This window comes from Mycobacterium fragae (assembly GCF_002102185.1).
Taxonomy (GTDB): domain Bacteria; phylum Actinomycetota; class Actinomycetes; order Mycobacteriales; family Mycobacteriaceae; genus Mycobacterium; species Mycobacterium fragae.
Genome location: NZ_LQOW01000031.1, coordinates 78,223 through 104,893 on the forward strand (window position 1 = coordinate 78,223; position 26,671 = coordinate 104,893).

A 26,671-nucleotide genomic window follows, 5' to 3' on the forward strand; every position below is an offset into this window, starting at 1 on the left:
CCACTCATCCACAGACGGCGTTTCCTCCACAGCTCTGACTGGTATGCCGGCCGACGAAGTCGGGCTGTCGGTGACCGCGAGCTGAATGGGCGTGCACCGGCGGTGCGGCGAAGTCACCGCCCAAGCAGCAAAAGAAGTGGAAGGAATGAGCAAATGTTCGAAACGCCGCTGACCGTCGTCGGGAACATCGTCAACGACCCCATTCGTCGCAACGTCGGCGACAAGGAGGTGATGAAGTTTCGGGTTGCGAGTAATTCCCGCCGCCGTGGCGCCGACGGGAAATGGGAGGCCGGCAACTCGCTGTTTGTCACCGTCAACTGCTGGGGCCGGCTGGTCACCGGTGTGGGCGCCTCGCTGGGTAAGGGCTCGGCGGTGATCGTGGTCGGGCACGTGCACACCAGCGAGTACGACGACCGCGACGGCAACCGGCGCTCGAGCCTGGAGATGCGCGCCACCGCGGTCGGCCCCGATCTGTCGCGCTGCTTTGCGCGCGTCGAGAAGATGGTCACCAGCGGGGCGGAAGCCACCCCAGCGGCACCGGAGCCTCAGGCCGAAGCCGATTCCGCCGATGGCGACGATGCCGACGCCGATGAGGACGTCGATGGCGTGGCGGATGCAGGTACCGGGCTGCCGCTGTCGGCTTAGCCAGCGCCGCGGTGCCTAGGATGGTCGGCGAGCAACGAAAGACCAGAAAGGCAACACCGCGGCATGGCTGAGTTCATCTACACGATGAGGAAGGTCCGCAAGGCGCACGGCGACAAGGTCATCCTCGACGACGTCACGCTGAGCTTCCTGCCGGGAGCCAAGATCGGCGTCGTCGGCCCAAACGGAGCCGGTAAGTCGAGCGTCTTGCGGATCATGGCCGGCCTGGACAAGCCCAACAACGGCGACGCCTTCCTGGCCGCCGACGCTACCGTCGGGATCCTCCAGCAGGAGCCGCCGCTGAATGAGGACAAAACGGTCCGCGGCAACGTAGAGGAGGGGCTGGGCGACCTCAAAACCAAACTCGACCGATTCAACGAGGTCGCCGAGCTGATGGCCACCGATTACTCCGACGAGCTGATGGAAGAAATGGGCCGGTTGCAAGAGGAGCTCGACCACGCCGGCGCATGGGACATCGACTCGCAGCTCGAACAGGCGATGGATGCCCTGCGCTGCCCGCCGCCCGATGAGCCGGTGACCCACCTTTCCGGTGGCGAGCGACGCCGGGTAGCGCTGTGCAAACTCCTGCTGAGCAAACCCGACCTGTTGCTGCTCGACGAGCCCACCAACCACCTCGACGCCGAAAGCGTGCAGTGGCTCGAACAGCACCTGGCCGCCTACCAGGGTGCGATCCTCGCCGTCACCCACGACCGTTACTTCCTCGACAACGTGGCCGAATGGATCCTGGAGCTGGACCGCGGCCGCGCCTACCCGTACGAGGGCAATTACTCCACTTACCTGGAGAAGAAGGCCGAGCGCCTCGCGGTGCAGGGCCGCAAGGACGCGAAGCTGCAGAAGCGGTTGCAAGAGGAGCTGGCCTGGGTGCGTTCCGGCGCGAAGGCCCGCCAGGCCAAGGGCAGGGCCCGGCTGCAGCGTTACGAGGAGATGGCCGCCGAGGCGGAGAAGACCCGCAAGTTGGACTTCGAAGAGATCCAGATTCCCACCGGCCCGCGGCTGGGCAACCTGGTGGTCGAGGTCGAACATCTCGACAAGGGCTTCGAGGGGCGCACACTGATCAAGGACTTGTCGTTCACGCTGCCCCGCAACGGCATCGTCGGCGTCATCGGACCCAACGGGGTGGGCAAGACCACACTGTTCAAGACCATCGTCGGGCTCGAGCAGCCGGACAGCGGCACCGTCAGGGTCGGAGAGACGGTCAAGCTCAGCTACGTGGACCAGGCCCGGGCCGGGATCGACCCGAAGAAGACCGTATGGGAAGTCGTCTCCGACGGACTGGACCACATCCAGGTCGGGCAGAACGAGATCCCATCGCGGGCTTACGTGTCGGCGTTCGGCTTCAAGGGTCCCGACCAGCAGAAACCGGCCGGCGTGTTGTCCGGCGGTGAACGCAACCGGCTGAACCTTGCGCTGACGCTCAAAGAGGGCGGCAACCTGATCTTGCTGGACGAGCCGACGAACGACCTCGACGTCGAGACGCTCGGTTCTTTGGAGAATGCGCTGGAGAAGTTCCCCGGCTGTGCGGTGGTGATCTCCCACGACCGCTGGTTCCTCGACCGGACGTGCACGCACATCCTGGCCTGGGAGGGCGACGACGACAACGAGGCCAAGTGGTTCTGGTTCGAGGGCAACTTCGCCGCCTACGAGGAAAACAAGGTCGAGCGGCTCGGTGTCGAGGCGGCGCGTCCGCACAGGGTGACTCACCGCAAGCTGACGCGCGACTAGTGTCGGCCGCATGACGGTCGATCCACGGGCCACCGGCGTGCACAACGCGGTGGACTGGACGACGTTTGCCAATCCCGAACAGATTCCCGACTGGATTTCCAAGGCCTACGCCGACACGTACCAGCGCCAGCACGACGACGAGCTCGAGTCGACCGAGAGGCCCACTGGCAGCGCGGCGGTGACACCGGCGCTGCTGGCCGCGCATTACCGAGTTGGGCAACACCGCCAATCCGGCAAGAGCCGGGTCGCCATCTATCCGCCCGACGATCCCGGCGGGTTCGGGCCGGCACTTCAGGTGGTCACCGACAGCGGCCCGGCGCTGATGGATGCGGTCACGGTGCTGTTGCACCGGCTTGGGGTGGCGTACGTGGCGATCATGAACCCGGTGTTCGACGTGCGCCGTGACACCGAGGGGGATCTGCTCGGCATCGAACCGAAGACATCCGACGGCGCAGGCATCGACGAGACCTGGATTCACGTCCAGCTTTCGCCGGCGGTCGACCGCGGGGCGCTGCGGGAAGCCGAACGCCTGCTGCCCGGCGTGCTCACCGATGTCCGGCGAGTAGTTGCCGACGCGACGGCGATGATCGGCGTCCTCAACGAGGTGGCCGAAGATGTGCGAATCGACCGCGACGGCCGCTATTCCAGCCCTGATCGCCACGACGTCGCCGCATTACTGCGGTGGCTGGCCGACGGCCACTTCATTGTGCTTGGCTACCAACGCTGCCCGGTGCGCGACGGACGGGTCTCGGGCGAGGAGGCCACCAACAGCCTTGGGGTATTGCGGCGGCGCAAGCGGTCGCGTCCCCGGCTGACCGACGACACCAAACTGCTGGCGTTGGCGCAGACCACCGTCGCGAGCTACCTGCGCTATGGCGCGTACCCGTATGTCCTGGCGGTCCGCGACAACTCGGCCGACGATGTCTTCGAGCATCGCTTTGTCGGGCTCTTCACGGTCGCCGCCATGAACGCCGACGTCCTTCAGATCCCACTGATCTCGCGCAGGGTCCAGGAAGCCCTTGCGCTGGCCGACCAAGACCCAAGCCACCCGGGCCAGCTGCTGCTAGACGTCATCCAAACCATCCCGCGTTCGGAGCTCTTCGCGCTCAGCGGTGCACAAATGCTGGCGACGGCAAAAGCCGTGGTGGACCTGGGATCACAGCGCCGGGCGCTGTTGTTCTTGCGCGCAGACCAACTCGAGCACTTCGTATCCTGCCTGGTATACCTGCCGCGCGATCGCTACACCACCGCCGTCCGACTGCAGCTTGAAGACACCCTGGTCAGTGAATTCGGCGGGACGAGTCTGGAATTCACCGCCCGTGTCACCGAATCACCATGGGCCCTACTGCATTTCATCGTCCGGTTGCCCGAAAGTGCCGCCCGCCGTCCCGTCGACACCTCCGAAGCAAACCGAGTGCGGATCCAGGGGTTGCTGACCGAAGCCGCGCGCACCTGGGCCGACCGGCTGACCGGTGCCGCGGCGGACGGTCCCGTCGTCGACCAGATGGTTGCCGAGCACTACGCCGCGGCGTTCTCCGAGACCTACAAACAGGCTGTCAGCCCTACCGATGCCCTCACCGACATCGCCATCATCGAGGAGCTGACCGACGACTCGGTCAAGCTGGTGCTGTCCGACCACGACTACGACGAGACTGCCCGGCTGACTTGGTATCTGGGCGGGCGAACGGCCTCATTGAGTCAGGTGCTCCCGATGCTGCAGTCCATGGGCGTGGTAGTGCTCGAGGAGCGACCGTTTACCGTGACTCGACCCGACCGGCTGCCGGTGTCGATCTATCAGTTCAAGATCTCTCCGCACCCGACCGTCCCGCTGCCTCCGCCGGGCCCCGAGCGAGATGCGACCGCACAGCGGTTCGCCGACGCGGTCACCGCCATTTGGCAGGGCCGTGTTGAGATCGACCGGTTCAACGAGTTGGTGCTGCGCGCCGACCTGACCTGGCAGCAGGTCGTACTGATGCGCGCCTACGCGAAATACCTGCGACAAGCCGGCTTTCCGTACAGTCAGTCACATATCGAGTCGGTTCTCAATGAGAACCCGCACACCGCAGGGTCATTGGTAACGCTGTTCGAGGCGCTGTTCGATCCGGAGGCTTCCGGGTCGCCCAAGAGCCGCGATGCCCAAGCCGCTGCCGCAGCGGTTGCAGCGGATATCGATGCATTGGTGAGTCTGGACACCGACCGCATTCTGCGCGCGTTCGCCTCGCTGATTCAGGCGACCCTGCGCACCAATTACTATGTGACACGCGAGGGTTCGGCGCGCAGCCAGAATGTGCTGGCGCTGAAGTTGGACGCGCAGCTGGTCGATGAGCTTCCCCTGCCGCGTCCCAAGTATGAGATCTTCGTCTACTCGCCGCGCGTGGAAGGGGTGCATCTGCGATTCGGACATGTGGCCCGGGGCGGCTTGCGCTGGTCGGACCGTCGCGAGGATTTCCGCACTGAGATCCTCGGTCTGGTCAAGGCGCAAGCGGTGAAGAACGCCGTCATCGTGCCGGTCGGCGCCAAGGGCGGCTTCGTCGTCAAACGGCCGCCGCTGACCACCGGTGAGCCCGGCGCCGACCGCGACGCCACCCGAAATGAGGGGATCGCCTGCTATCAGCTATTCATCTCCGGGTTGCTCGACGTCACCGACAACGTTGATCACACCACTGGCGAGGTGAAGCCGCCCGCACAGGTGGTCCGGCGTGACGGCGACGACGCCTATCTGGTGGTGGCCGCGGACAAAGGCACCGCCACGTTCTCCGACATCGCCAACGACGTCGCCAAGGCCTACGGATTCTGGCTGGGCGACGCGTTCGCTTCGGGCGGATCGGTGGGCTACGACCACAAGGCGATGGGCATCACCGCCAGGGGAACGTGGGAGTCGGTCAAACGACATTTCCGCGAGATGGGCGTCGATACCCAAGCCGAGGACTTCACCGTCGTGGGCATCGGTGACATGAGCGGGGATGTGTTCGGCAACGGCATGCTGTTGTCCAAGCACATCCGGCTGGTGGCGGCCTTCGACCACCGTCATATCTTTCTCGACCCCGATCCGGACGCCGCGACTTCGTGGGAGGAGCGACGGCGTCTGTTCGAGCTGCCCCGCTCCAGCTGGGAGGACTACGACACGTCGCTGATCAGCGAGGGTGGTGGGGTGTACAGCCGCAAGCACAAAGCGATCCCGGTCAGTGACCAGGTCCGCGCGGCTTTGGGAATCCAGGACGATGTCACCGAGATGACGCCACCGAATCTGGTGCGGGCGATTCTGCGGGCGCCCGTTGATCTGTTGTTCAACGGCGGCATCGGAACATATGTCAAAGCGGAAAGAGAATCCGACGTTGACGTCGGCGACCGTGCCAATGACCCGGTTCGTGTCAACGCAAATCAGGTGCGCGCCAAGGTTATCGGCGAGGGCGGTAACCTCGGTGTCACCGCGCTTGGGCGTGTCGAGTTCGACCTGTGCGGCGGCCGGATCAACACCGACGCGATGGACAACTCGGCCGGTGTGGACTGTTCCGACCATGAGGTCAACATCAAGATCCTGATCGACTCCCTGGTCACCGCCGGCAAGATCAAAGCCGACGAACGCACCCCGTTGCTGGAATCGATGACCGACGAGGTCGCCGAGTTGGCGCTCGCCGACAACGCCGACCAGAACGACCTGCTCGGCACCAGCCGCGCCAATGCCGCGAGTCTGCTGCCCGTGCATGCCCTGCAAATCAAGTATCTAGTGGCCGAACGAGGGCTGAACCGCGAACTCGAGGCGCTGCCCTCGGAAAAGGAAATACACCGGCGATCCGAGGCCGGACTTGGCCTCACGTCGCCGGAACTGGCGACCTTGATGGCGCACGTCAAACTGGCGCTCAAAGACCAGCTGCTGGCCACCGACCTGCCCGACCAAGAGGTATTCGCGGCCAGGCTACCGCGCTACTTCCCGTCGGTGCTGCGGGAGCGCTTCGGTTCAGCGATCCGCTCCCATCAGCTGCGACGGGAGATCGTAACCACCATGGTCGTCAACGATCTGGTGGACACCGCCGGCATCAGCTACGACTACCGGATCGCTGAGGACGTCGGTGTGAGCCCGGTGGATGCGGTGCGTACCTACGCCGCGACGGATGCCATCTTCAGCGTAGAGCGGCTGTGGCGGCAGATCCGAGCGGCAGACGTCCCGGTCTCGGTATCCGACCGGATGACGTTGGACACCCGTCGGCTGATCGACCGTGCGGGACGCTGGCTGCTGAACTACCGTCCGCAACCGCTGGCGGTCGGCGCCGAAATCAATCGGTTCGCGAAGAAGGTGGAGGCCCTGACACCACGAATGTCGGAGTGGCTGCGCGGAGACGACAAGGCCATCGTCGAGAAAGAAGCCGGTGAATTCGCCTCCCAGGGTGCCTCCGACGACTTGGCATACATGGTTGCCACTGGCCTGTACCGCTACAGCCTGCTCGACATCATCGATATCGCAGACATCGACGACCGCGACGCCGCCGAGGTCGCCGACGCGTACTTCGCGCTGATGGACCACCTCGGCACCGACGGTCTGCTGACTGCGGTGTCCGAGCTCCCGCGAAACGATCGCTGGCATGCCTTGGCGCGCTTAGCGATTCGTGACGACATCTACGCGTCGCTGCGATCGTTGTGTTTCGATGTGCTCGCCGTGGGCGAACCGGGCGAAAGCGGTGAAGAGAAGATCGACGAATGGGAGCACATCAGCGCCTCGCGGGTGGAGCGCGCTCGGCGGACACTCACCGAGATCTACGAGAGCGGTGCGAAGGATCTGGCCACACTGTCGGTAGCGGCGCGGCAGATCCGCAGCATGACGCGCACCAGCGGACGAGGCCTCTCCGGATGAGCGCTGGATTTGTCGCACCGGTTCCGGTGCGCTGGTCGGATATCGACATGTACCAGCACATCAACCACGCGACCATGGTCACGATTCTCGAAGAGGCCCGCGTCCCGTTCCTGCGCGAACCCTTCGGCGGCGACATCACCACCATCGGTTTGCTGATCGCCGATGTACGCGTCACCTACAAAGATCAGCTGCGGCTGGTTGATTCGCCGCTGCAGGTGACCATCTGGGTCAAGCGGTTGCGGGCAGTGGATTTCACGCTCGGCTACGAAGTGCGCTCGGTCAGCGCGCCCCCGGAATCGAAGCCCGCCGTGATCGCCGAGTCGCAGTTGGCCGCAGTGCACATCGACGAGCAGCGGCTGGTGCGCCTCTCGCCACACCACCGGGAATACCTGCAGCGGTGGCTGCGATAGCCGAGCGGGGACTGTGGCTGGGGGCGGAGTCCATGACCGCCCAACGCCGCGACCTGTCCACGTTCGTCGAGCGCGCGGCACGCCTCGACGAGGCGGCGGTCATCCGGCTGCGTGCCCGCCCGGGCGGGCTGCTGACAGCCTGGGTGGCAACGGGTTTCGACGTATTGGCCAGCCGGGTGGTGGCCGGTACCATTCGGCCTGACGACTTTTCTGTCGCCGCAGACGAATTGGCGCGCGGACTGGCCGCAGTGGACAGTTCCGGCTACGTCAATCCCGGCTTCCCGATGGATTCCGCGTGGCGCGGGGCATTGCCCCCGGACTCGGGTTTCACCCATCTCGACGACGTACCGGCGCGCCTGATGCTGGATTTGGCGCAGCGCGGCGCTCAACTGGCCAAGGAGCACGGCAGTGCCCATGGTCCGCCGGTGTCACTGCTCGACCAGGAGGTGGTCCGCGTCAGCACCGCCGATGTGAGTGTGGGGATCCCCATGCGGTGTGTATTCGCTTTGACTGCAATGGGTTTCCTGCCGCAGTCACCGGAGGCCGTCGACGCTGACGAGATCGTTCGGGTCCGGGTGCTGCCGACATGGTTGCGCATCGACGCGCGGTTCGGTTCGGTGTACCGCCGTCGCGGGGACCCGGCCGTGGTGTTGCGTTAGTGGCGCTCGACGGTGATCAAATCGGTCCCTTGACTATATCCAATAGAGGATGGCGAACAGCGCGACGAACGAAAAGACGCCAAAAAAGGCAGCGAACGCGCCCATTGAGAATGCGGTCGTGCGTCTGAATGCCATTGTCGCCCCACAAAGCATAAGGGGCAAAATCGGCGCGAAAAACCACAAGTAACCGAATGTCAGTACGGTTGACAGCACGCCAGTGAACAAGCCGGCGAGGAGTTGAACGGGTCGTTGCCGCGCGTAGGCGAACGGACCCTCTTCGCCGGAAGATGTCATGTCAGTGGATCCAAGATGGCAAAACGAACGTCAACGTGACGAACAGGAGCAGTGACCAACCTGTCAACGGTGGGAGAATTATTCCGATCGCTGTGCTGCGCCAGTAGGAGCCCGTCGATGTCAAATACAGAACTACACCAATGGCTAAGACTCCGACGGATACTAACGAGGAAAATGTATACAGGAATCCGGCGGGTATTTTTCCATGAGTTATAACTGACATCACCTTTGCCATTATCGCCCAAAAAAAGCCACCAAGTATTGCCCCGGAAAAGGTCGCTCGTATCCAGTCAACTTTACCCTTCACTGATCCTCTCAGACACAGATTTCTAATGCGGCGGCAGTGGCGGAAGCATAACGACGGGATCATGTAGGCGTATTTGAGGTGGGTGATCCGCCGGTCCCAGCGGCGAGGTCCCCGGCGGTGTGGCAACGAGTGGTGGGGCGATCGGCGCCACGGGTGGAACGTCCTGCGGATGGGGTAGGGCGGGAATCGTCGGAGCCGGGTATTGGTCGTTGAAGCCCAGTTCCACCGATTGATCACCTATAGGTTTGTGCCACCAAAGCCCTGCGCGCGGGCCCATCTCGTTGTCCACGAACAAAGGCCACGACTGGACCAGAGTTGACGGACCCGTCGCTCCGGGTCGGTCGTTGTATATCTCGATCGCAGGGAAATTCGTTGCCGTTCCACCGACACGTAGCCCCGCTGCAGTGGGTTCGACGGCGATCGTGCCGTTCACATCAAACGAGACAGCCTTGGCGAGGCCCTCGCCCCCCGGCGAGAACGGGTCGGCCGCGCTGTATTTGATCAAAACAGAACCGTTGCTTTGCTGGACGGCTGAGACCGAAGGAGTTCCAGCGCGAATCTGACCGGTGTTCTGGTCGATCGACGGGTTCTGGCGGGCCACAATGATGCCGTTCTCGTAGTCGACATAAATGGATACCCTCGATGCCTCCGGGCCGGCCGTGAGAGAAAACCCCCGGTTGTCTCCGAGGTTGTTGTGCAAGGGCGGCATGTCGATCTGTGGGTCCCAAACTGCCCGGCCCGGGATGAACAGGTTTGTGCGTAACACCCCTTGTCCCGGTACGGGCTTAATCCGGCCGACAATAACGTTGGCCGGCACCCCACCGTTTTTCGGGTCATAGCTGTGCGGGTCGAGGGCTGCGGCCGTGTCCCAGTCCGCTGGTGAGGTGGGTTCTCTGCCGAAGACTCGCTTGAACGCGTCAATCTGGTTCCGCCGTCTGTCGGTGTCGGCCCCGGGTTTTGCTGGCGCTTCCGGGGCGTCGAACGCTTGGATCCTTGCCGGGTCGTATCCATGGGTTTGCAAGTTGGTCTGGGACTTGCGCAGATAGTCCGAGTAGCCGCTGCGGATCGATTGCAGCTGGTACAGGATGGACTTGGTGTCATCGATCGCTCGCTGTTCAAGCTGAGTGATGTGTTCATCGATGGCTTGTCTGTCGTGAGCGGATAGATGCGGATCCTTCTCGCTTTCGAGGGCTCTGCCGATTTCATCGTCGATCTGTTGTAACTGGGTTTCCAGAGCCGAGATCAGCGTGCCGCAGGTGCGTTGCGCCTCGGCCAAAGTGGCCGCGATGTTTTCCAGATCGACTGCAATGTTGGGTAGTTGCGCGGCCTGCAGACCCAGTGACTGCATCGCACGCTGCACCTCGGCGGAGTCGTTGATCGGATGGTCACCGTTGTCCCGGTTCCAGGACGCCTCAAAGCGGCGCAGTGCGTCACCAAAGGCCGACTCGGACTCTCGGTGGACTTGCCCGCGTCGTGAAATGCTTGCGCTAGACCCGAAATCTGTGCCGGCCGACCGCTTTGCAGGCTGGAATTGATCTTCCATGGATCGCCGTGGGCGAACATGACCAGCAGGCCCTTGCTTATGTGACGGAGTTGCATCGCAGAGCCCGTAGTTCCGCCGCATTGCGCTTGGCTGCCGAATGCAGCAACGCGGTGCCGAGGAACATCGCCATCCTTTCCGAACTGTCGGTAAGGGTACTAGCGCGCAACCGCCGGTCAATTCACTTTTTGTTCGGCGGACTACAGCTGAACGCTCGTCGTCACACCAGCCAGGCTGCGGCGTTCGGCGGCAGTTTGCCGTCCACCAAAGGCTTGCTGACCAAGAGCAGCTCGGCGTCGGGCAGCGCGATCGGCCGCCTGCCGGCATTGAGCGCGCAGACCAGGTCGCCTCGCTGAAATAGCAGCGCATGACGGGGCGCCGCAAGCCATTCGATCTCGGTACCCGCGAATGCCATATGCTCCCTGCGTAATTCGAGCGCACGTCGGAAGAACATCAGTGTCGACCCGTTGTCGGTGAGCTGTTTCTCGACGGTCAGCTCCGCCCAGTCCCGCGGCATCGGCAGCCAGGTGTCCTCGGATGCCGAGAACCCGAACGGGGGAGTTTCACCGTTCCACGGGATCGGAACGCGGCAGCCGTCGCGACCGCGTTCGGTGTGCCCCGAGCGCTCCCAGGTCGGGTCTTGCAGAACCTCATCGGGCAGTTCCACATTGGGCAGCCCGAGCTCCTGTCCGTTGTAGACGAACGCCGGGCCGGGCAGTGCAAGCATCACCATCGCCATCGCCCGCGCGCGGTCCAACCCGATGTCACCGCCGCCGTAGCGGGTGACTTCCCGGTCGACGTCGTGGTTAGCGAGAGTCCATGTCGGCGTGGCGTTTTCGATCGCGGCGGCGGCCAGCGAGTTCTCGATCGCGTCACGGATGTCGGCGGCGTCGAAGTGGGCCTGCACCAGCCGGAAATTGAAACCGAGGTGCAGTTCGTCGGCGCGCAGGTACTCGGCCCACCGCGCGTTGTCATAGACCCAGACCTCCCCGATCGTCACTGCGCCGGGATATTCGTCGATGACCGTGCGGATGTCGCGGTGAATCGCGTGCACGTTCGGGTTGTCGAATCGCGGATCCTCGTCTTTGGCGCGCAGCAGCCGGTTGTCGAGGTGCTCCATGTCGGGCAAGCCGGGCGGCTTGGCCATCCCATGCGCGACGTCGATGCGGAAGCCGTCCACCCCGCGTTCCAGCCAGAACCGCAGCGTTTTCTCGAAGTCGTCGAAGACTTCCGGGTTGTCCCAATTCAGATCCGGCTGCTCGCCGTCGAACAGGTGCAGGTACCACTGGCCCGGCTTGCCGTCGGGTTCGGTCACCCGCGTCCAGGCCGGCCCGCCGAACACCGACACCCAGTTGTTGGGCGGCTCTGAACCGTCGCTGCCGCGGCCGTCGCGGAAGATGTAGCGTTCGCGTGGTGCGGTGCCGGGCCCGGCGGCCAGCGCCGCCTGGAACCACGGATGCGCCGAGCTCGTGTGATTGGGCACCAGATCCATCGTGACCTTGATGCCCCGCAGGTGTGCCGCGGCGATCAGCCTCTCGAGCGCCGCCTGCCCACCGAACAATGGGTCGACGTCGCGTGGATCGGCCACGTCATAGCCATGGTCGGCCATCGGTGACACGGTGACCGGGTTGAGCCAGATCGCATCGATGCCGAGCAGGTCCAGATAGTCCAATCGGGACAGCACGCCGTCCAGGTCGCCGACGCCGTCGCCGTTGCTGTCGGCGAACGAGCGCGGATAGATCTGATAGAACACCGCGCGCGACCACCACGGCTCGGTTTGCGGTGTGCCCATCAGAACGGTGCGTTGACCAGGGAGTGCGCGGCCATCTCGAGGTAATCGAGCAATTCCTTGCGGTGCGCATCGTCAAGGGTCGCCGAGTCGATGGAGCCGACCGCGATGTGCATGCACCGCAGCCAGGCGTCACGCTCGATCGGTGAGATCCGGAACGGGACGTGCCGCATCCGCAGCCGCGGATGGCCGCGCCGCTCAGAGTAGGTTCGCGGGCCGCCCCAGTACTGCTCGAGGAACATCCGGAGCCGTTCCTCGGCGCCCGCCAGGTCGTCCTCGGGGTACACCTGGCGCAGGATCTCGTCCTCAGCGACCAGCGCGTAGAAGCGCGACACGATCGTATGAAAGGTTTCCGCGCCACCGACGGCGTCATAGAAGGACTGTTGCTCTACCGGTTCCATCTCCTCCATTGTGAGGCATGGTCCTGGGTGGGCCGCCGCCAACAGCGGCCCGCGCACCCGCTGTTCACCGGATCGACCAGCGAGCACCAGCCGATTTGGCGTGCAGTTGACGCCGAATCATGGTGGACTGTTCGGCGGAGGACGAATGGCGCAGCATAAGAGACGCCGCGGCCACCGCAGTTCGGGTGCCGCGGCAACCACGACGGGTGCATGCCTGCACAGCGTCGATAGCCGTCCCACCACCGCACATGACACCGGATCGATCTGGAATCGCCGACGGGTGCTGCTGCTGAATTCCACCTACGAGCCGCTGACCGCGTTGCCGGTGCGCCGGGCGATCGTGATGTTGATCTGCGGCAAGGCCGACGTCGTCCATGACGATCCGTCCGGGCCCATCATCCATTCGGCGACCAGGTCGATCGCCGTACCCTCGGTGATCAGGCTGCGGTCGTTCGTCCGGGTGCCGTATCGGGCCCGCGTCCCTTTGACCCGCGCTGCCCTGATGCATCGCGACCGGTTTTGCTGTGCCTACTGCGGGGCCAAGGCCGACACCGTTGACCACGTGGTGCCCCGCAGCCGCGGCGGCGATCACTCCTGGGAAAACTGCGTGGCCTCCTGTTCGACGTGTAACCACCGCAAGGGCGACAAGCTGTTGCACGAGCTGGGCTGGTCGCTGCGGTTGGTGCCGACGTCGCCGAAGGGCCAGCACTGGCGGCTGCTGTCCACGGTCAAAGAACTCGACCCGTCCTGGGCGCGGTATCTGGGTGAGGGGGCCGCCTAGCGTTCGCGATGGGATACGGTTTGCGTCGTGAGCATGATGGAGATCCACCTCTACTTCGTGGGAATCCCGCTGTTGCTGGTGCTCGTGCTGGTGGCGCTGATCTGGCGGCACAAGGGCGTTCACCCGCCGACCTACAAGATGTCGGACCCCTGGACGCACCCGCCGATCCTGTGGGCCGCGGTCGACGAGGACGTCGGTAACGGTCATGCCGGGCACGGCGCGCCTGAGTTCAGCGTGGGAGGTGGCGCCAGTGGCAAGTGGTGAGATCGCGACGGTCGCCCGCGCCGAGCCCGCCGAGCTGCCGAGCGGTTCGGTCGTCACCACCAGTGGACGGATTTCCGGGGTCACCGAGCCCGGCGAAGTGTCGGTGCACTACCCGTTCCCGATCAAAGACCTGGTCGTTCTCGACGACGCACTGACCTACGGGTCGCGGGCGTCCGGCGCACGCTTTGCGGTCTACATCGGCGACCTGGGCAGCGACACCGCCGCGCGGGCGCGCGAGATCCTGGCCAGAGTGCCGACACCGAACAATGCTGTGCTGGTGGCCGTTTCGCCTGACCAGCACGCGATCGAGGTGGTCTACGGCTCGCAAGTGCGTGGTCGCGGCGCGGAGTCGGCCGCACCGCTCGGGGTCGCCGCCGCCGCGTCGGCGTTCGCCGACGGCAACCTGATCGACGGGCTGGTTTCCGCGGTCCGAGTGCTCAGCTCCGACATCTCGCCGGGTTGACCTGATGGGCCCCGCGAAATTGCGTCCAGGGCTGTGATTTTCCGAAAATCACGACCGTGACGGCAATCTCGCGGGTTAGTCGCCGCTATCGAAGCGGCGCGCTCTCAGCGACCGCTTGACCCCGGCCTGCCCCTCCAACACCAGCCGCCGCAACGCCGGAGGCACTTCGGGGTCGGAGAGGAACTCTTCGGCGGCGGCGACGCCGTCTTCGCTGATGTCCCAGGACGGGTACAGGCCGATGACCACCGTCTGTGCGACCTCACTGGACCGGCGCTGCCACACCCCGGGTATCGCCGCGAAGTAGCGAGCGGTGAACGGCTTCAGCAATTCCGCCTGGCCCGGCGCGACGATGCCGGCGATGATCGAACGCCCCACGACGTTGGGCAGTGCATCGTCCTCGATCACCTGCTGCCAGGCTTCCTCCTTGACCGCCGATTGTGGGCGTGCCGCCGAGGCCTGGGCGCCGTGTCGTTTGCCGGCCGCCGTCGGATCGCGCTGCACCTCGGCGTCGATCGCGTCGGTGTCGATCATCCCCGCGGTGGCCAGCGCCGTGACAATGCGCCAGCGCAGGTCCGTGTCGATCACCAATCCGGCCAGACCTTGCGCTGCCGGGTCACCGTCGAGAAGCGCCGACAGCACCCCGGTATGACGTTCCGAGAGCACCGACGCGCACAGCGCATTGACGAACGCCAGCTGGTGATCCGAGCCGCCCTCGGCCCCGCGGGCCAATTCCAGCAACCGGTCGGCGAACGCCGGCCAGCCCTGCGATTCCGCCCAGTGCGGCTCGGCGTAGGAACCCAGCGCGGTCTGGGCCTGCATCAGCAGCCGCTGAGCCACCCCGACCTCGGTCTCGGCCTGTACGCCGCGGGATACCAGCGACACGAAGTCGCGGGCCTTGAATTCGGCCTCGCGCGTCATCTCCCAGGACGCCGACCACACCAGGGTGCGCGGCAGTGGTTCGGCGATGTCGGCGATGCGGTCCAGCGCGGTCTGTAGTGACTCAGGGTCCAGCCGCAGCGAGCAGTAGGTCAGGTCGTCGTCGTTCACCAGGACCAGTCGGCCTCGTGAAACACCCTGCAGCGCGGGGACTTCCGTGCTCGAGCCGGTGACGTCGAGCTCCTCGCGATGTACCCGGACCAACCGGCCGGCGCCGTCGTCGTCGTAAATCCCGACCCCGAGCCGATGCACGCGCGTCTCGCCGGCGCCCGGCTCGGCGCCGCTCTGGGTCACCGCGAAGCGGGTGAAGCGGCCCTCGGCGTCGACGTCGAAATCGGCCCGCAGGGTGTTCAGGCCGGTGGTCTTGAGCCACTGGCGCCCCCAGTCGGACAGATCGCGACCGGAGGCCTTCTCCAGCGCGGCCAGCAGATCGTCGAACGTCGCATTGTCGTAGGCGTGGGTTTTGAAGTAGTCGCGCAGGCCCGCCAGGAAATGCTCGAGCCCGACGTAGGCGACCAGTTGTTTGAGCACACTGGCGCCCTTGGCGTAGGTGATGCCGTCGAAGTTGACCTCGACCGCAGCCAGGTCCGGAATGTCAGCGGCCACGGGATGCGTCGACGGCAGCTGATCCTGCCGGTAGGCCCACGACTTCTCGGCGTTGGCGAACGTCGTCCACGCCTGGTTGAATTCCGTTGCTTCGCTTTGGCAGAGCACCGAGGCGAAGGTGGCGAACGACTCGTTGAGCCACAGATCGTCCCACCAGCGCATGGTGACCAGGTCGCCGAACCACATGTGCGCCATCTCATGCAGCACCGTTTCGGCACGTCGCTCATACGACGCGCGGGTGACCTTGCTTCGAAAGACGTAGTCCTCCAGGAACGTGACCGCGCCCGCGTTCTCCATCGCGCCGGCATTGAATTCAGGGACGAACAACTGGTCGTACTTGCCGAACGCGTACGGCACCCCAAAGTGCTTGTGGTAGAAGCCGAACCCCTGCTTGGTTTGGGTGAACAGCCGCTCGGCGTCCATGAAGTCCGCCAACGTCGCCCGGCAGAAGATGCCCAACGGGATCTCGCCGTGCTCGTCGCTGTAGACATCGTCCCAGCGCGCGTATGGTCCGGCTATCAACGCCACCAGGTAGGTGCTCATCCGCGGTGTGGCGGCAAACGTGTGTACACCGCCCTCGACGCTTACCGTGGCGCCGTTGGAAACCACTTGCCAGTGCTGCGGTGCGGTCACCGACAGATCGAACGTCGCCTTGAGATCGGGCTGGTCGAAGCAGGCGAACATCCGCTTGGCGTCGGCGGTTTCGAACTGCGAGTACAAATACACCTCGCCGTCGACCGGGTCGACGAAACGATGTAGCCCTTCGCCGGTGTTGGAGTAGCGGCAGTCGGCGTCGACGACGACGACGTTGTGCTCGGCCAGGCCGGTCAGCGCAATGCCGGTGGACTCGTCATACGCCGAGACGTCGAGTTCGCGTCCGTTCAGGGTGGCGCCCCGAACCGTGTCGGCGGCGATGTCGATGACGGTCTCGGCGCCGGCGAGGGCGTCGAATTCCACGGTCGTGACCGACCGGAAGGTGTGTTCGCCCGGGCCGCCGTCGCCGTCGGTCAGATCGAGGGTGAGCCGGTAGGCGCCGACCGTGATCAGCGCGGCGCGCTCGACGGCCTGGTCGCGGGTGAGGTTGGGAAGTGCCACACGTCTAACCTAACGGCGATCGGCCCGAGCCGTCGGGAACAGTCCTCGCACCGCTACGGTTGTGCTGGACGGCTATCCCGACCGTCGACGAGAGGACCCCGCGATGCCCGACAAGTCAGTCGCCGATTTCTGGTTCGATCCGCTCTGCCCCTGGGCGTGGATCACGTCGCGCTGGATCTTGGAGGTGGAGAAGGTCCGCGACATCGACGTGAACTTCCACGTGATGAGCCTGGCAATCCTCAATGAGGGCCGCGAAGATCTCCCCGAGAAGTATCGGGAAGGGATGAAGAAGGCATGGGGACCGGTTCGGGTGGCCATCGCCGCCGAGCAGGCCCACGGCCCCGAGGTGCTCGCGCCGCTGTACACCGCGATGGGCACCCGCATCCATAACGAAGACAACAAAGACCTCGACGAGGTCATCAAGCAGTCGCTGGATGAGGTGGGGCTGCCCGCCGAATTGGCTGACGCCGCCGAGAGCGACGCATACGACGAAGCGCTGCGCAAGAGCCATCACGCCGGGATGGACGCCGTCGGCGAGGACGTCGGCACCCCGACCATCCACGTCAACAACATCGCGTTCTTCGGGCCGGTGCTGTCGAAGATCCCGCGCGGCGAACAGGCCGGCAAGTTGTGGGATGCCTCGGTGACCTTCGCCGCCTATCCGCACTTCTGGGAGCTCAAGCGCACCCGAACCGAACGGCCCGAATTCGACTAACGGCCGCGTAGCGGTAGGCGTCGGGCAGAATGTCGGCCATGCGCGTATACCTCGGCTCCGACCACGCCGGCTTCGAGCTCAAGCAGCAGATCATCGAACACATAAGCAAATCCGGGCACGAGCCGATCGACTGTGGCGCCTTCAACTACGACCCCGACGACGACTACCCGGCGTTCTGCATCGCCGCCGCAACGCGGACGGTGGCTGACCCGGGCAGCCTCGGCATCGTGTTGGGCGGATCGGGCAATGGTGAACAGATCGCCGCGAACAAGGTCCCCGGCGCCCGCTGTGCGCTGGGATGGAGCGTAGAGACCGCGTCGCTGGCTCGGGAGCACAATAACGCGCAACTGATCGGCATCGGCGGCCGGATGCACACGGTTCCCGAAGCCCTTGCCATCGTCGATGCGTTTCTGACCACGCAGTGGTCGAAAGCCGAACGCCACCAACGGCGTATCGACATACTCGACGAATACGAGCGCACCCACCAGGCTCCGCCGGTGCCCGGCGCCGACGACTGATCGTGCCTGAGGGCCACACCCTGCATCGACTGGCTCGGCTGCACCAGCGACGCTATGCCGGTGCGCCGGTGTCGGTGTCCAGCCCGCAGGGCCGATTCGCTGCGGCGGCCGCCGCTGTCGACGGCCGGGTGCTAAAGCGTGCCAGCGCCTGGGGAAAGCACCTGTTTCACCACTACGCCGGCGGTCCGACCGTGCACGTGCACCTCGGCCTGTACGGCACATTCACCGAATGGGTACGACCGCCCGATGTTGCGATGCCCCCTCCGGTCGGGCAGGTGCGGATGCGGATGATCGGGGCGCAATACGGCACGGATTTGCGCGGTCCGACGGTATGCGAGGTTCTCGACGATGCGCAGGTCGCCGACGTGGTATCCCGGCTCGGGCCCGACCCGCTGCGCCGCGACGCCGATCCGGCGTGGCCGTGGGCGCGGATTACCAAGTCGCGCAGGCCAATCGGCGCGCTACTCATGGACCAGACGGTGATCGCCGGCGTCGGCAACGTCTACCGCAGCGAGTTGCTGTTCCGTCACCGAATCGACCCGTACCGGATCGGCCAGCACATCAGCGAGGCCGAATTCGACGCGGCATGGACCGACCTGGTCGCGCTGATGAAAGTCGGTCTGCGCCGCGGCAAGATCATCGCCGTGCGTCCTGAGCATGATTGCGGCCCGCCGTCATACGCACCCGGACGACCGCGTACCTACGTGTATCGGCGCGCTGGCGAGGCCTGCCGGGTATGCGCAACCGAGATCCGCACTGCCGAGCTGGAAGGCCGAAATGTCTTCTGGTGCCCGACGTGCCAGAGATAGACACCCACGGCATGTCGCCTCCTGCGCTGTGACCTAATTCACCTGTCACCGTTTGTAGTGATCAACGTTGGTGGCCAAGGTATTTCAACCGTCCTTCATATCTCACACATAGGTTCAGTTGATACCAAGGCCGAGTGAAAAACATCGCACGCATAGCCGCAGCAACAGCCGTCCTCGCTGCCGGTTTCGGGTTGGCCGGTTTGGCCACCGCGACCGACGCCGCAGCCCAGCCCGGCCCCTTCCCGCAGTGGTGCCCTGGCGACTTCTGGGACCCGATCTGGGGTCCCAACTGGGACTGGAACGGCTGCCACGAAAACTGGCGGGGACCCGGACCCAACCCCCATCCCGACCCGCACTGGGGACCGGGATGGGGACCCGGGGGCCCGCCTCCGCGCGGGCCCGGTGGCCCCGGATGGCACCCCGGACCCGGTGGACCTGGCGGGCCCGGCGGACCTGGCGGGCCAGGGCCCCACGGACCCGGCCACTAACAGAACAACAGTCCAAGTGACGGCCGCGGACAATCCGCGGCCGTCACTTCAGGCCTTGTCTGTTTCCTGCGGAAACAGTGCGGGTATGCGTCCGGAATGAAGAGATCTATACGGGTCGCCGCGACGACGGCCATGGTTTCGGCGGGCCTGGGCCTCGTCGGGCTGGGCGCCGCGGGTGACGGACAAGCACAAGTGACGTCCTTCCAGAACTTCCCGTGCAACCCGGGCGATGCCTGGAACCCGGGGAACGGTCCGTATTGCAACGGCCCCGGACCCGGCCCAGGGCCTGGCCCCGGCGGCGGAAATTACGGTCCGGGGCCTGGTCCGAATGGTCCCGGTCCTGGTCCGAATGGACCCGGTCCTGGAGCGCCAGGGCCGAACGGTCCCGGCGGGGGCGGTAATGGCGGCGGCGGTGGTGGCGGACACTAGCCACCGCAACGTCGTCAGCCCTGCTTGACCCCGAGTGCGGCGTATATCTCGTTACTGAGAGCGACGCTGCGCGGATCGGCGTTGGCCTTGGTTGCGTCGTACCGATTCATCACATACGCGTAACCGATGCGGTGCTCGAGGTCGACGAACCCGAACGATCCGCCGAGGCCGCCGTGGCCGAAAATCCGCGGGTTGGGCCCGTTGACACAACGCTGGTTGAGCATGTAGCCCAGACCCCACCCGTGATCGGCGACCCGTGGGCCAAGCACCAGATCGGTCTCGAAGCCGCCCTGCGACACCCGGACCATGTCCATCTGTTTGCGGCTGAGCAGTTTCTCCTGGGCCAGCGCGTTGTAGAACGTCGCAAGGCCAAGAGCCGACACCTGCGCGTTGGTGCCCGGAAACTCCAGCTCCCGCCACAACTCCAGGTCGTTGGATTCGAGTTCGTCGTCCGGGGCAAAGCCCATCGAGACCGCGAGCCCCGCCTTCGGATGTTCGGCCAATGACGTTGGGTATCCGGGAGCGTTCACGTCGGCCAGCATCTGGCGGATGGTTGGCTTGCTCACCAGATCGGCGCAGCGTCGCTGCTCGGCGCGGGACATGCCGATGTGCACATCGGCGCCGAGCGGCTCGGCGATCTCGGTGCGCAGGTAATGGCCGACCGTCCGACCGGTGACCCGGCGGAACACCTCGCCGAGGATGAAGCCGTAGGTGGTCATGTGGTAGCCCTGTGCGGTGCCGGGCTCCCACCACGGTTCGGCGGCGGCCAACTGCTCACACACGAAATCCCAGTCGGTGACCTTCTGCCACGGCATCCGGGTACGCGGGCCGATCGCGCCCGACCGGTGACTCATCACCATGCCGATGGTGATGGCCTCCTTGCCCGCCTGCGCGAACTCGGTCCAATACCGCGCCACCGGCGCATCGAGGTCGAGCTCACCGCGCTCGACGAGCTGATGTATGCACGTGCTGGTCAGCCCCTTGGTGCCGGAGAGCACCGTGGCCAGGGTGTCTTCCCGCCATGGCCGGGTGCCGGCCGCGTCGGCCGAACCGGCCCACAAATTGACGACGAGTTCGCCGTCCACCCAGGCTGCGACGGCCGCGCCAACCTCGTTGCGCAGCGCAAAGTTCTGCTCGAATGCGTCGCGTACCTTTGCGAACCGCGACGCGCACGAACCGTGAATCTCGATAGCGGCCATGGCGCCTGTGTGCTGGATGTGTCGGCCTCCTGAGCCTAATGGGCCTCACTGTCGGCGAGCCCGGCTTTGAGCGGGCGACGGGAATCGAACCCGCGTCGCTAGTTTGGAAGACTAGGGCTCTACCATTGAGCTACGCCCGCAATGTATTAGTCGAGCGAGACTGTACGTCGCGGCAGACATCAAATCCAAATGATGCCGCCCCGTGACTTCGCCGTGAGGTCGCTGCCGGGACGGCGGGGTCGGGCCGTAGGATCGCGAGGTCAGCGCGGGGTGTAGCGCAGCTTGGTAGCGCATCCGCTTTGGGAGCGGAAGGTCGCAGGTTCAAATCCTGTCACCCCGACCCGAGCCGCAGCACCCACCGACCGCCAGGACCGACACGCCGAGGAGCACACCCGTGAAGAGCACCGTCGAGCAGCTGAGCCCCACCCGGGTTCGCATCAACGTCGAGGTGCCGTTCACGGAGCTGCAACCTGACTTCGACCGCGCCTACAAGGAGCTGGCCAAGCAGGTCCGCCTGCCCGGGTTTCGTCCCGGAAAGGCACCGGCCAAGCTTTTGGAAGCGCGCATCGGCCGCGAAGCGATGCTCGATCAGGTGGTCAACGACGCACTGCCCAGCCGCTATGGCCAAGCCGTCACCGAATCCGACGTGCGACCGCTCGGGCAGCCCGACATCGAGGTGACGAAAAAGGAGTACGGCGAGGAACTGGTCTTCACCGCCGAGGTCGACGTGCGACCGGAGATCGCCCTGCCCGACCTGAGCGCGCTGAAGATCACGGTGGACCCGATCGAGGTCAGCGACGACGACGTCGAGGCCGAACTGCAGTCCCTGCGGGCAAGGTTCGGAACGCTGACCGGAGTAGACCGGCCCGCCGCCAACGGTGACTTCGTCTCGATCGACTTGTCCGCAACCATCGACGGGCAAGAAGTACCGGAGGCGGCGACCAAGGGCCTGTCCCATGAGGTCGGGTCCGGCCAGCTCATCGACGGTCTCGACGAGGCGATCGTCGGCCTGTCGGCCGGGGAATCCCGGGTTTTCACCACCAAACTGGCGGCCGGTCCACACGCGGGGGAGGACGCCGAGGTCACCGTCACCGTCGAGTCGGTCAAGGAGCGTGAACTGCCCGAACCTGATGACGAATTCGCCCAATTGGCAAGTGAATTCGACACCATCGACGAACTGCGGGCTAACCTTGCCGACCAGGTGCGCCGGGTCAAGCGCGTCCAGCAGGCGGAGGCGATCCAGGCCGCCACGCTGGATGCCCTGCTGGAGCAGGTGGACATGCCGCTGCCGGAGGCGATCGTGCAGGCGCAGGTCGACAACACCGTGCACAACGCCATCCATGGCCTCGACCACGACGAAGCCAAATTCGCCGAGGCGCTCGCCGAGCGCGGCTCCTCACGCGAGGAGTTCGACGCCGATACCCGCTCGGCGGCGGAGAAGAGCGTCAAGACCCAACTGCTGATCGACGCGCTGGCCGACGACCTGGAGATCCAGGTGAGCCAGGAGGACCTCAGCGAACGGCTGGTGATGACATCGCAGCAGTACGGCATCGAGCCGCAACAGCTCTTGTCTTATCTGCAGCAGAACAACCAGTTGCCGGCCATGTTCGCCGATGTGCGTCGCGGGCTGACCATCGCCGCTGTGGTCGAAGCGGCCACGGTCACCGACACCGACGGAAACGTGATCGACACCAGCGAGTTCTTCGGTCGCCGGACTGCGGAGGAGACGGATGAGGCCGAAGAGGCCGCGGAGGTCAGCGGCGACTCGGCATGACGCTGTGAGCGAACGCCGGGACTTCAGGGAGTGCGCGACCGCTCCGGTTGGTTAATGTCGGTGCATATGGAACTCGAGAAAGCAGGTACTCCACAGTGAGCGGTGACATGCGTTCGAACACGCAGGGTCTGAACCTCATCGATTCGGTCTATGAGCGTTTGCTCTCCGAGCGAATCATCTTCCTCGGGTCGCAGGTAGACGACGACATCGCCAACCGGCTCTGTGCGCAGATTCTGCTGCTCGCGGCCGAAGACCCGACCAAAGACATCTCGCTCTACATCAACTCCCCGGGCGGGTCGATCAGCGCCGGCATGGCCATCTACGACACCATGGTGCTGGCGCCGTGCGACATCGCCACGTACGGGATGGGCATGGCCGCGTCGATGGGCCAGTTCCTGCTGGCCGCCGGCACCAAGGGCAAGCGCTACGCGTTGCCGCACGCCCGCATCCTGATGCACCAGCCGCTGGGCGGCGTGACCGGTAGTGCCGCCGACATCGCCATCCAGGCCGAGCAGTTCGCCGTCATCAAGCAGGAGATGTTCCGGCTGAACGCCGAATTCACGGGCCAGCCGGTGGAGCGCATCATGGCGGATTCGGATCGCGACCGGTGGTTCACCGCCCAGGAAGCGCTGGAGTACGGGTTCGTCGACCACATCATCACCCGCGCCGAGACCAACGGAGTCGCACCATCATGAACCCCGAAATCCAGCCGCAAGCACGCTACATCCTGCCGTCCTTCATCGAGCACTCCAGCTGGGGCGTCAAGGAGTCGAACCCGTATAACAAGCTGTTCGAGGAGCGGATCATCTTCCTCGGTGTCCAGGTCGATGACGCGTCGGCGAACGACATCATGGCGCAGCTGCTGGTGTTGGAGTCGTTGGACCCCGACCGCGACATCACCATGTACATCAACTCACCCGGCGGCGGGTTCACCTCGTTGATGGCGATCTACGACACGATGCAATACGTTCGCGCCGACATTCAGACAGTGTGTCTGGGACAAGCCGCCTCGGCCGCGGCCGTGCTGCTGGCCGCCGGAACACCGGGTAAGCGGATGGCGCTGCCCAATGCGCGAGTGTTGATCCACCAGCCGTCGTTGTCGGGGGTGATTCAGGGCCAGTTCTCGGACCTGGAAATCCAGGCCGCGGAAATCGAGCGGATGCGCACGCTGATGGAAACCACCCTGGCTCGCCACACCAACAAGGACGCCGCGGTGATCCGCAAGGACACCGATCGCGACAAGATCCTGACCGCCGAAGAGGCCAAGGACTACGGGATCATCGACACCGTGCTCGAATACCGCAAACTCTCGGCGCAGCCGGCCTAGGCCACCGCTGCCGCAACCTCCGCAATATCGTCCGGCCGCACTCGGCAACACCCGCCGACAACGCGCGCTCCCGCTGCCAACCACTGTGGGGCCAACCGAGCCGAAAACCGCGGTGGCCCAACCCAACCGCGCCGACCGCTATCCCAGCGCTCGCCGCTATTGGGATACACGATCACGGGTTTGCCGGTTTGTCGGGCCAGGCCGATCGCGGGCAGCACGTCGTCGGGCGAGCAGCAATTGACCCCGACCGCGACGATCTCCGGCACCCCGGCCGCGACGGCGAACGCGTCGGCCAGCGGCTGACCGGCCCGGGTGGAGGTGCCGTCGACGGTGTAGCTGAGCCAGGCCGGCATGTCGATCCGGCGCACCACGTTCACCAACGCCTCGGCCTCGTCGACGTCGGGGATGGTTTCCAGCGCCAGCACGTCGGCGCCGGCATCGGCGAGGACGTCCAGCCGGGGCCGGTGCCAGGCTTGCAGCTGCGCAACGGACAGCCCGTAGCGTCCGCGGTATTCCGACCCGTCGGCCAGTGCGGCGCCGTATGGCCCAATCGAAGCGGCCACCCATCCCATGCCCACCTCGTCCCGCGCAGCGTTGGCAAGCTCCACGCTGCGCCGCAGCAACCGCACAGTGTCATCACGGTCGATCCCGCGGGCGGCGAAGCCCTCGAACGACGCCTGGTAACTGGCAGTGGTCGCGATCATCGCCCCGGCGCGGAAGAACGCCGAATGCACGGCGGTGATCTCCTGCGGCGCATCCACCAGCAGCCGCGCCGACCACAACGCATCTGAGAGATCATTGCCGCGCGCCTCGAGCTCGGTCGCCAGGCCGCCATCGGCGATCAGCGCGGTATCGTCGGGCACGGCGAATCCCACACATCTAATGTAGGGTGGCCCCGCCGGTCCGCCTCTCGGTCGCATAACGGCCGCGACACGCCAAAGACACGGCGGCGCGTTCCGGCGCGCGCTCGCCGTCCTCAGGCGATATGTTCACAACGGACAGGCACGAATATCACCGACGCGATTCGCCTCTAACGGTCGCATCGCCGTAGAGCAAGCGGGTAGCGTCGGGAAATACACGCGGCATAGCACGAAACGGTGAACAGGAAGTAGGCCCTCAGCACCATGGCGCGCATCGGAGACGGCGGTGACTTGCTGAAGTGCTCCTTCTGCGGCAAGAGCCAGAAACAGGTCAAAAAGCTCATTGCGGGTCCTGGTGTCTACATCTGCGATGAGTGCATCGATCTGTGCAACGAGATCATCGAAGAGGAACTCGCCGACGCCGACGACGTCAAACTCGATGAGCTGCCCAAGCCCGCTGAGATCCGGGATTTCCTGGAGGGTTACGTCATCGGTCAGGACACCGCCAAGCGGACCCTGGCCGTCGCCGTCTACAACCACTACAAGCGGATCCAAGCCGGCGAGAAGACGCGCGACTCCCGTTCGGGCGAACCTGTCGAGCTGACCAAGTCCAACATCTTGATGCTCGGCCCAACGGGCTGCGGTAAGACGTACCTGGCCCAAACGCTGGCCAAGATGCTCAATGTGCCGTTCGCCATCGCCGACGCCACCGCGCTGACCGAGGCGGGCTATGTCGGCGAAGACGTCGAGAACATATTGCTCAAACTGATCCAGGCCGCGGACTACGACGTCAAGCGCGCCGAGACCGGCATCATCTACATCGACGAGGTCGACAAGATCGCCCGCAAGAGCGAGAACCCGTCGATCACCCGCGACGTCTCCGGCGAGGGCGTGCAGCAGGCACTGCTGAAAATCCTCGAGGGCACCCAGGCGTCGGTGCCGCCGCAGGGCGGCCGCAAACACCCGCACCAGGAGTTCATCCAGATCGACACCACCAACGTGTTGTTCATCGTGGCCGGTGCGTTCGCCGGGCTGGAGAAGATTGTCTCCGACCGCGTCGGCAAACGCGGGCTGGGCTTCGGCGCGGAGGTCCGCTCCAAGGCCGAGATCGACACCACCGATCACTTCGCCGAAGTGATGCCCGAAGACCTGATCAAATACGGGTTGATTCCCGAATTCATCGGCCGGCTGCCCGTGGTCGCCTCGGTGACCAACCTGGACATGGATTCATTGGTCAGAATCCTGTCCGAGCCGAAGAATGCCTTGGTCAAGCAGTACACCCGGCTCTTCGAGATGGACAACGTGGAGCTGGAATTCTCCGCCGACGCGCTGGAAGCCATTGCGGAGCAAGCCATCCACCGCGGCACCGGGGCCCGCGGTCTGCGCGCGATCATGGAGGAAGTGCTGCTGCCGGTGATGTACGACATCCCCAGCCGCGACGACGTCGCCAAGGTCGTCGTGACCAAGGAGACCGTGCAGGACAACGTGCTGCCGACGATCGTGCCGCGCAAGCCGTCGCGCACCGAGCGGCGCGACAAGAGCGCCTGACCCACGGCCCGCGGGGTGCTAGCTAACGTTACTCGCGCGTAGGTTTTGTTCTTAGACTTCGTCTGCCAGCAAAAGTGACGAACACCACACTTTGATTGGATGGACCCCATTAGCGTGTGTCTGACCTCGTCCTTTGGCCGAGTAGAGGTAGCGTGGTGGTGCGCGCGAGCATGAATGAAACCCTAAGAGCAGTGCAATAATCGGTACTGCCAGTGACATAAAACT

The 26,671-nt window shown here is 65.0% G+C and carries 21 protein-coding genes, 2 tRNA genes and 1 pseudogene; 17 read left to right on the forward strand and 7 right to left on the reverse strand.

Annotated elements, in window-relative coordinates; translation table 11 throughout:
- The first annotated feature begins 153 nt into the window (after positions 1–153).
- The 5 genes from ssb (at position 154) to AWC06_RS18825 (ending at position 8,303) form a co-directional block, all read left to right on the forward strand.
- Entirely contained in the window at positions 154–645 is a 492-nt protein-coding gene (ssb, locus tag AWC06_RS18805) for a single-stranded DNA-binding protein (RefSeq protein ID WP_085199524.1), read from the forward strand.
- A 63-nt stretch (positions 646–708) separates the two neighbouring features.
- A complete protein-coding gene (gene ettA, locus AWC06_RS18810) occupies positions 709–2,385 on the forward strand; it encodes an energy-dependent translational throttle protein EttA (protein ID WP_085199525.1) in 1,677 nt (558 codons plus the stop codon).
- Positions 2,386–2,395: 10 nt separating this feature from the next.
- Positions 2,396–7,234 carry an NAD-glutamate dehydrogenase gene (locus AWC06_RS18815; RefSeq protein WP_085199526.1) on the forward strand — a complete coding sequence of 1,613 codons (4,839 nt, stop codon included), beginning with the start codon at positions 2,396–2,398 and terminating at the stop codon, positions 7,232–7,234.
- A complete protein-coding gene (locus AWC06_RS18820) occupies positions 7,231–7,644 on the forward strand; it encodes an acyl-CoA thioesterase (protein ID WP_085199527.1) in 414 nt (137 codons plus the stop codon). Before AWC06_RS18815 ends, AWC06_RS18820 begins: the two co-directional genes overlap by 4 nt.
- The gene (locus tag AWC06_RS18825; RefSeq protein WP_139820172.1) at positions 7,641–8,303 is read left to right on the forward strand and encodes a DUF8010 domain-containing protein; all 663 of its coding nucleotides are present in this window, start codon (positions 7,641–7,643) and stop codon (positions 8,301–8,303) included. Before AWC06_RS18820 ends, AWC06_RS18825 begins: the two co-directional genes overlap by 4 nt.
- Positions 8,304–8,926: 623 nt before the next feature.
- Here the strand turns inward: AWC06_RS18825 and AWC06_RS18835 are convergent.
- From AWC06_RS18835 to AWC06_RS18845, 3 genes and pseudogenes are all read right to left on the reverse strand, one after another.
- A pseudogene (locus AWC06_RS18835) lies at positions 8,927–10,503 on the reverse strand (putative alpha/beta hydrolase).
- A 161-nt stretch (positions 10,504–10,664) separates the two neighbouring features.
- A complete protein-coding gene (locus AWC06_RS18840) occupies positions 10,665–12,236 on the reverse strand; it encodes a glycoside hydrolase family 13 protein (RefSeq protein ID WP_085199529.1) in 1,572 nt (523 codons plus the stop codon).
- Positions 12,236–12,634 (reverse strand): globin, encoded by a 399-nt coding sequence (locus AWC06_RS18845; RefSeq protein WP_085200043.1) that lies wholly within the window; start codon positions 12,632–12,634, stop codon positions 12,236–12,238. The genes AWC06_RS18840 and AWC06_RS18845 overlap by 1 nt, the downstream gene beginning before the upstream one ends.
- A gap of 145 nt (positions 12,635–12,779) precedes the next feature.
- Between AWC06_RS18845 and AWC06_RS18850 the strand changes: the two genes are divergently transcribed.
- Genes AWC06_RS18850 through AWC06_RS18860 form a run of 3 tightly spaced genes read left to right on the forward strand, consistent with a single transcriptional unit; the run spans position 12,780 to position 14,142 of the window.
- Positions 12,780–13,415, forward strand: coding sequence for an HNH endonuclease (locus AWC06_RS18850; protein WP_085199530.1), 636 nt, complete (start codon positions 12,780–12,782; stop codon positions 13,413–13,415).
- 36 nt (positions 13,416–13,451) lie between these two features.
- A complete protein-coding gene (gene ctaJ, locus AWC06_RS18855; RefSeq protein WP_085200044.1) occupies positions 13,452–13,679 on the forward strand; it encodes an aa3-type cytochrome oxidase subunit CtaJ in 228 nt (75 codons plus the stop codon).
- A complete protein-coding gene (locus AWC06_RS18860) occupies positions 13,666–14,142 on the forward strand; it encodes a DUF5130 domain-containing protein (RefSeq protein ID WP_085199531.1) in 477 nt (158 codons plus the stop codon). Before ctaJ ends, AWC06_RS18860 begins: the two co-directional genes overlap by 14 nt.
- Before the next feature lie 75 nt (positions 14,143–14,217).
- On the opposite strand, the gene pepN is transcribed toward AWC06_RS18860, so the two are convergent.
- Positions 14,218–16,779: an aminopeptidase N gene (gene pepN, locus AWC06_RS18865; protein ID WP_085199532.1), complete on the reverse strand. Its 2,562-nt coding sequence runs from the start codon at positions 16,777–16,779 to the stop codon at positions 14,218–14,220.
- 103 nt (positions 16,780–16,882) lie between these two features.
- Here pepN and AWC06_RS18870 point away from each other — a divergent pair, with 103 nt between their 5' ends.
- The 4 genes from AWC06_RS18870 to AWC06_RS23100 all read left to right on the forward strand — a co-directional run bounded on the left by AWC06_RS18870 (position 16,883) and on the right by AWC06_RS23100 (position 19,309).
- On the forward strand, positions 16,883–17,494 hold the full coding sequence (locus AWC06_RS18870) for a mycothiol-dependent nitroreductase Rv2466c family protein (RefSeq protein WP_085199533.1): 612 nt from the start codon (positions 16,883–16,885) through the stop codon (positions 17,492–17,494).
- 38 nt (positions 17,495–17,532) lie between these two features.
- On the forward strand, positions 17,533–18,012 hold the full coding sequence (locus AWC06_RS18875; RefSeq protein WP_085200045.1) for a ribose-5-phosphate isomerase: 480 nt from the start codon (positions 17,533–17,535) through the stop codon (positions 18,010–18,012).
- Positions 18,013–18,014: 2 nt separating this feature from the next.
- Positions 18,015–18,821 carry an Fpg/Nei family DNA glycosylase gene (locus AWC06_RS18880; RefSeq protein WP_085199534.1) on the forward strand — a complete coding sequence of 269 codons (807 nt, stop codon included), beginning with the start codon at positions 18,015–18,017 and terminating at the stop codon, positions 18,819–18,821.
- Positions 18,822–18,955: 134 nt separating this feature from the next.
- Entirely contained in the window at positions 18,956–19,309 is a 354-nt protein-coding gene (locus tag AWC06_RS23100; protein ID WP_139820126.1) for an Mtp family mycobacterial-type pilin, read from the forward strand.
- A gap of 443 nt (positions 19,310–19,752) precedes the next feature.
- Here the strand turns inward: AWC06_RS23100 and AWC06_RS18890 are convergent, their stop codons facing one another.
- Both AWC06_RS18890 and AWC06_RS18895 read right to left on the reverse strand, forming a co-directional pair.
- Entirely contained in the window at positions 19,753–20,937 is a 1,185-nt protein-coding gene (locus AWC06_RS18890) for a serine hydrolase domain-containing protein (protein ID WP_085199535.1), read from the reverse strand.
- Positions 20,938–21,006: 69 nt separating this feature from the next.
- A tRNA-Gly gene (locus tag AWC06_RS18895) sits at positions 21,007–21,077 on the reverse strand.
- A 126-nt stretch (positions 21,078–21,203) separates the two neighbouring features.
- On the opposite strand from AWC06_RS18895, the gene AWC06_RS18900 reads away from it, so the two are divergent.
- From AWC06_RS18900 to clpP2, 4 genes are all read left to right on the forward strand, one after another.
- Positions 21,204–21,277, forward strand: a tRNA-Pro gene (locus AWC06_RS18900).
- A gap of 54 nt (positions 21,278–21,331) precedes the next feature.
- Positions 21,332–22,711 (forward strand): trigger factor, encoded by a 1,380-nt coding sequence (gene tig / locus AWC06_RS18905; protein WP_085199536.1) that lies wholly within the window; start codon positions 21,332–21,334, stop codon positions 22,709–22,711.
- A 107-nt stretch (positions 22,712–22,818) separates the two neighbouring features.
- Positions 22,819–23,406, forward strand: coding sequence for an ATP-dependent Clp protease proteolytic subunit (locus AWC06_RS18910; protein ID WP_085200046.1), 588 nt, complete (start codon positions 22,819–22,821; stop codon positions 23,404–23,406).
- Positions 23,403–24,038, forward strand: coding sequence for an ATP-dependent CLP protease proteolytic subunit ClpP2 (gene clpP2 / locus AWC06_RS18915; protein ID WP_085199537.1), 636 nt, complete (start codon positions 23,403–23,405; stop codon positions 24,036–24,038). Before AWC06_RS18910 ends, clpP2 begins: the two co-directional genes overlap by 4 nt.
- On the opposite strand, the gene mmuM is transcribed toward clpP2, so the two are convergent.
- Positions 24,035–24,958, reverse strand: coding sequence for a homocysteine S-methyltransferase (gene mmuM, locus AWC06_RS18920; RefSeq protein WP_085199538.1), 924 nt, complete (start codon positions 24,956–24,958; stop codon positions 24,035–24,037). The two genes, clpP2 and mmuM, sit on opposite strands and share 4 nt — an antisense overlap.
- 204 nt (positions 24,959–25,162) lie before the next feature.
- Between mmuM and clpX the strand changes: the two genes are divergently transcribed.
- Positions 25,163–26,446, forward strand: a complete 1,284-nt coding sequence (gene clpX / locus AWC06_RS18925) for an ATP-dependent Clp protease ATP-binding subunit ClpX (protein WP_085199539.1) — start codon at positions 25,163–25,165, stop codon at positions 26,444–26,446.
- Positions 26,447–26,671 lie beyond the last annotated feature (225 nt).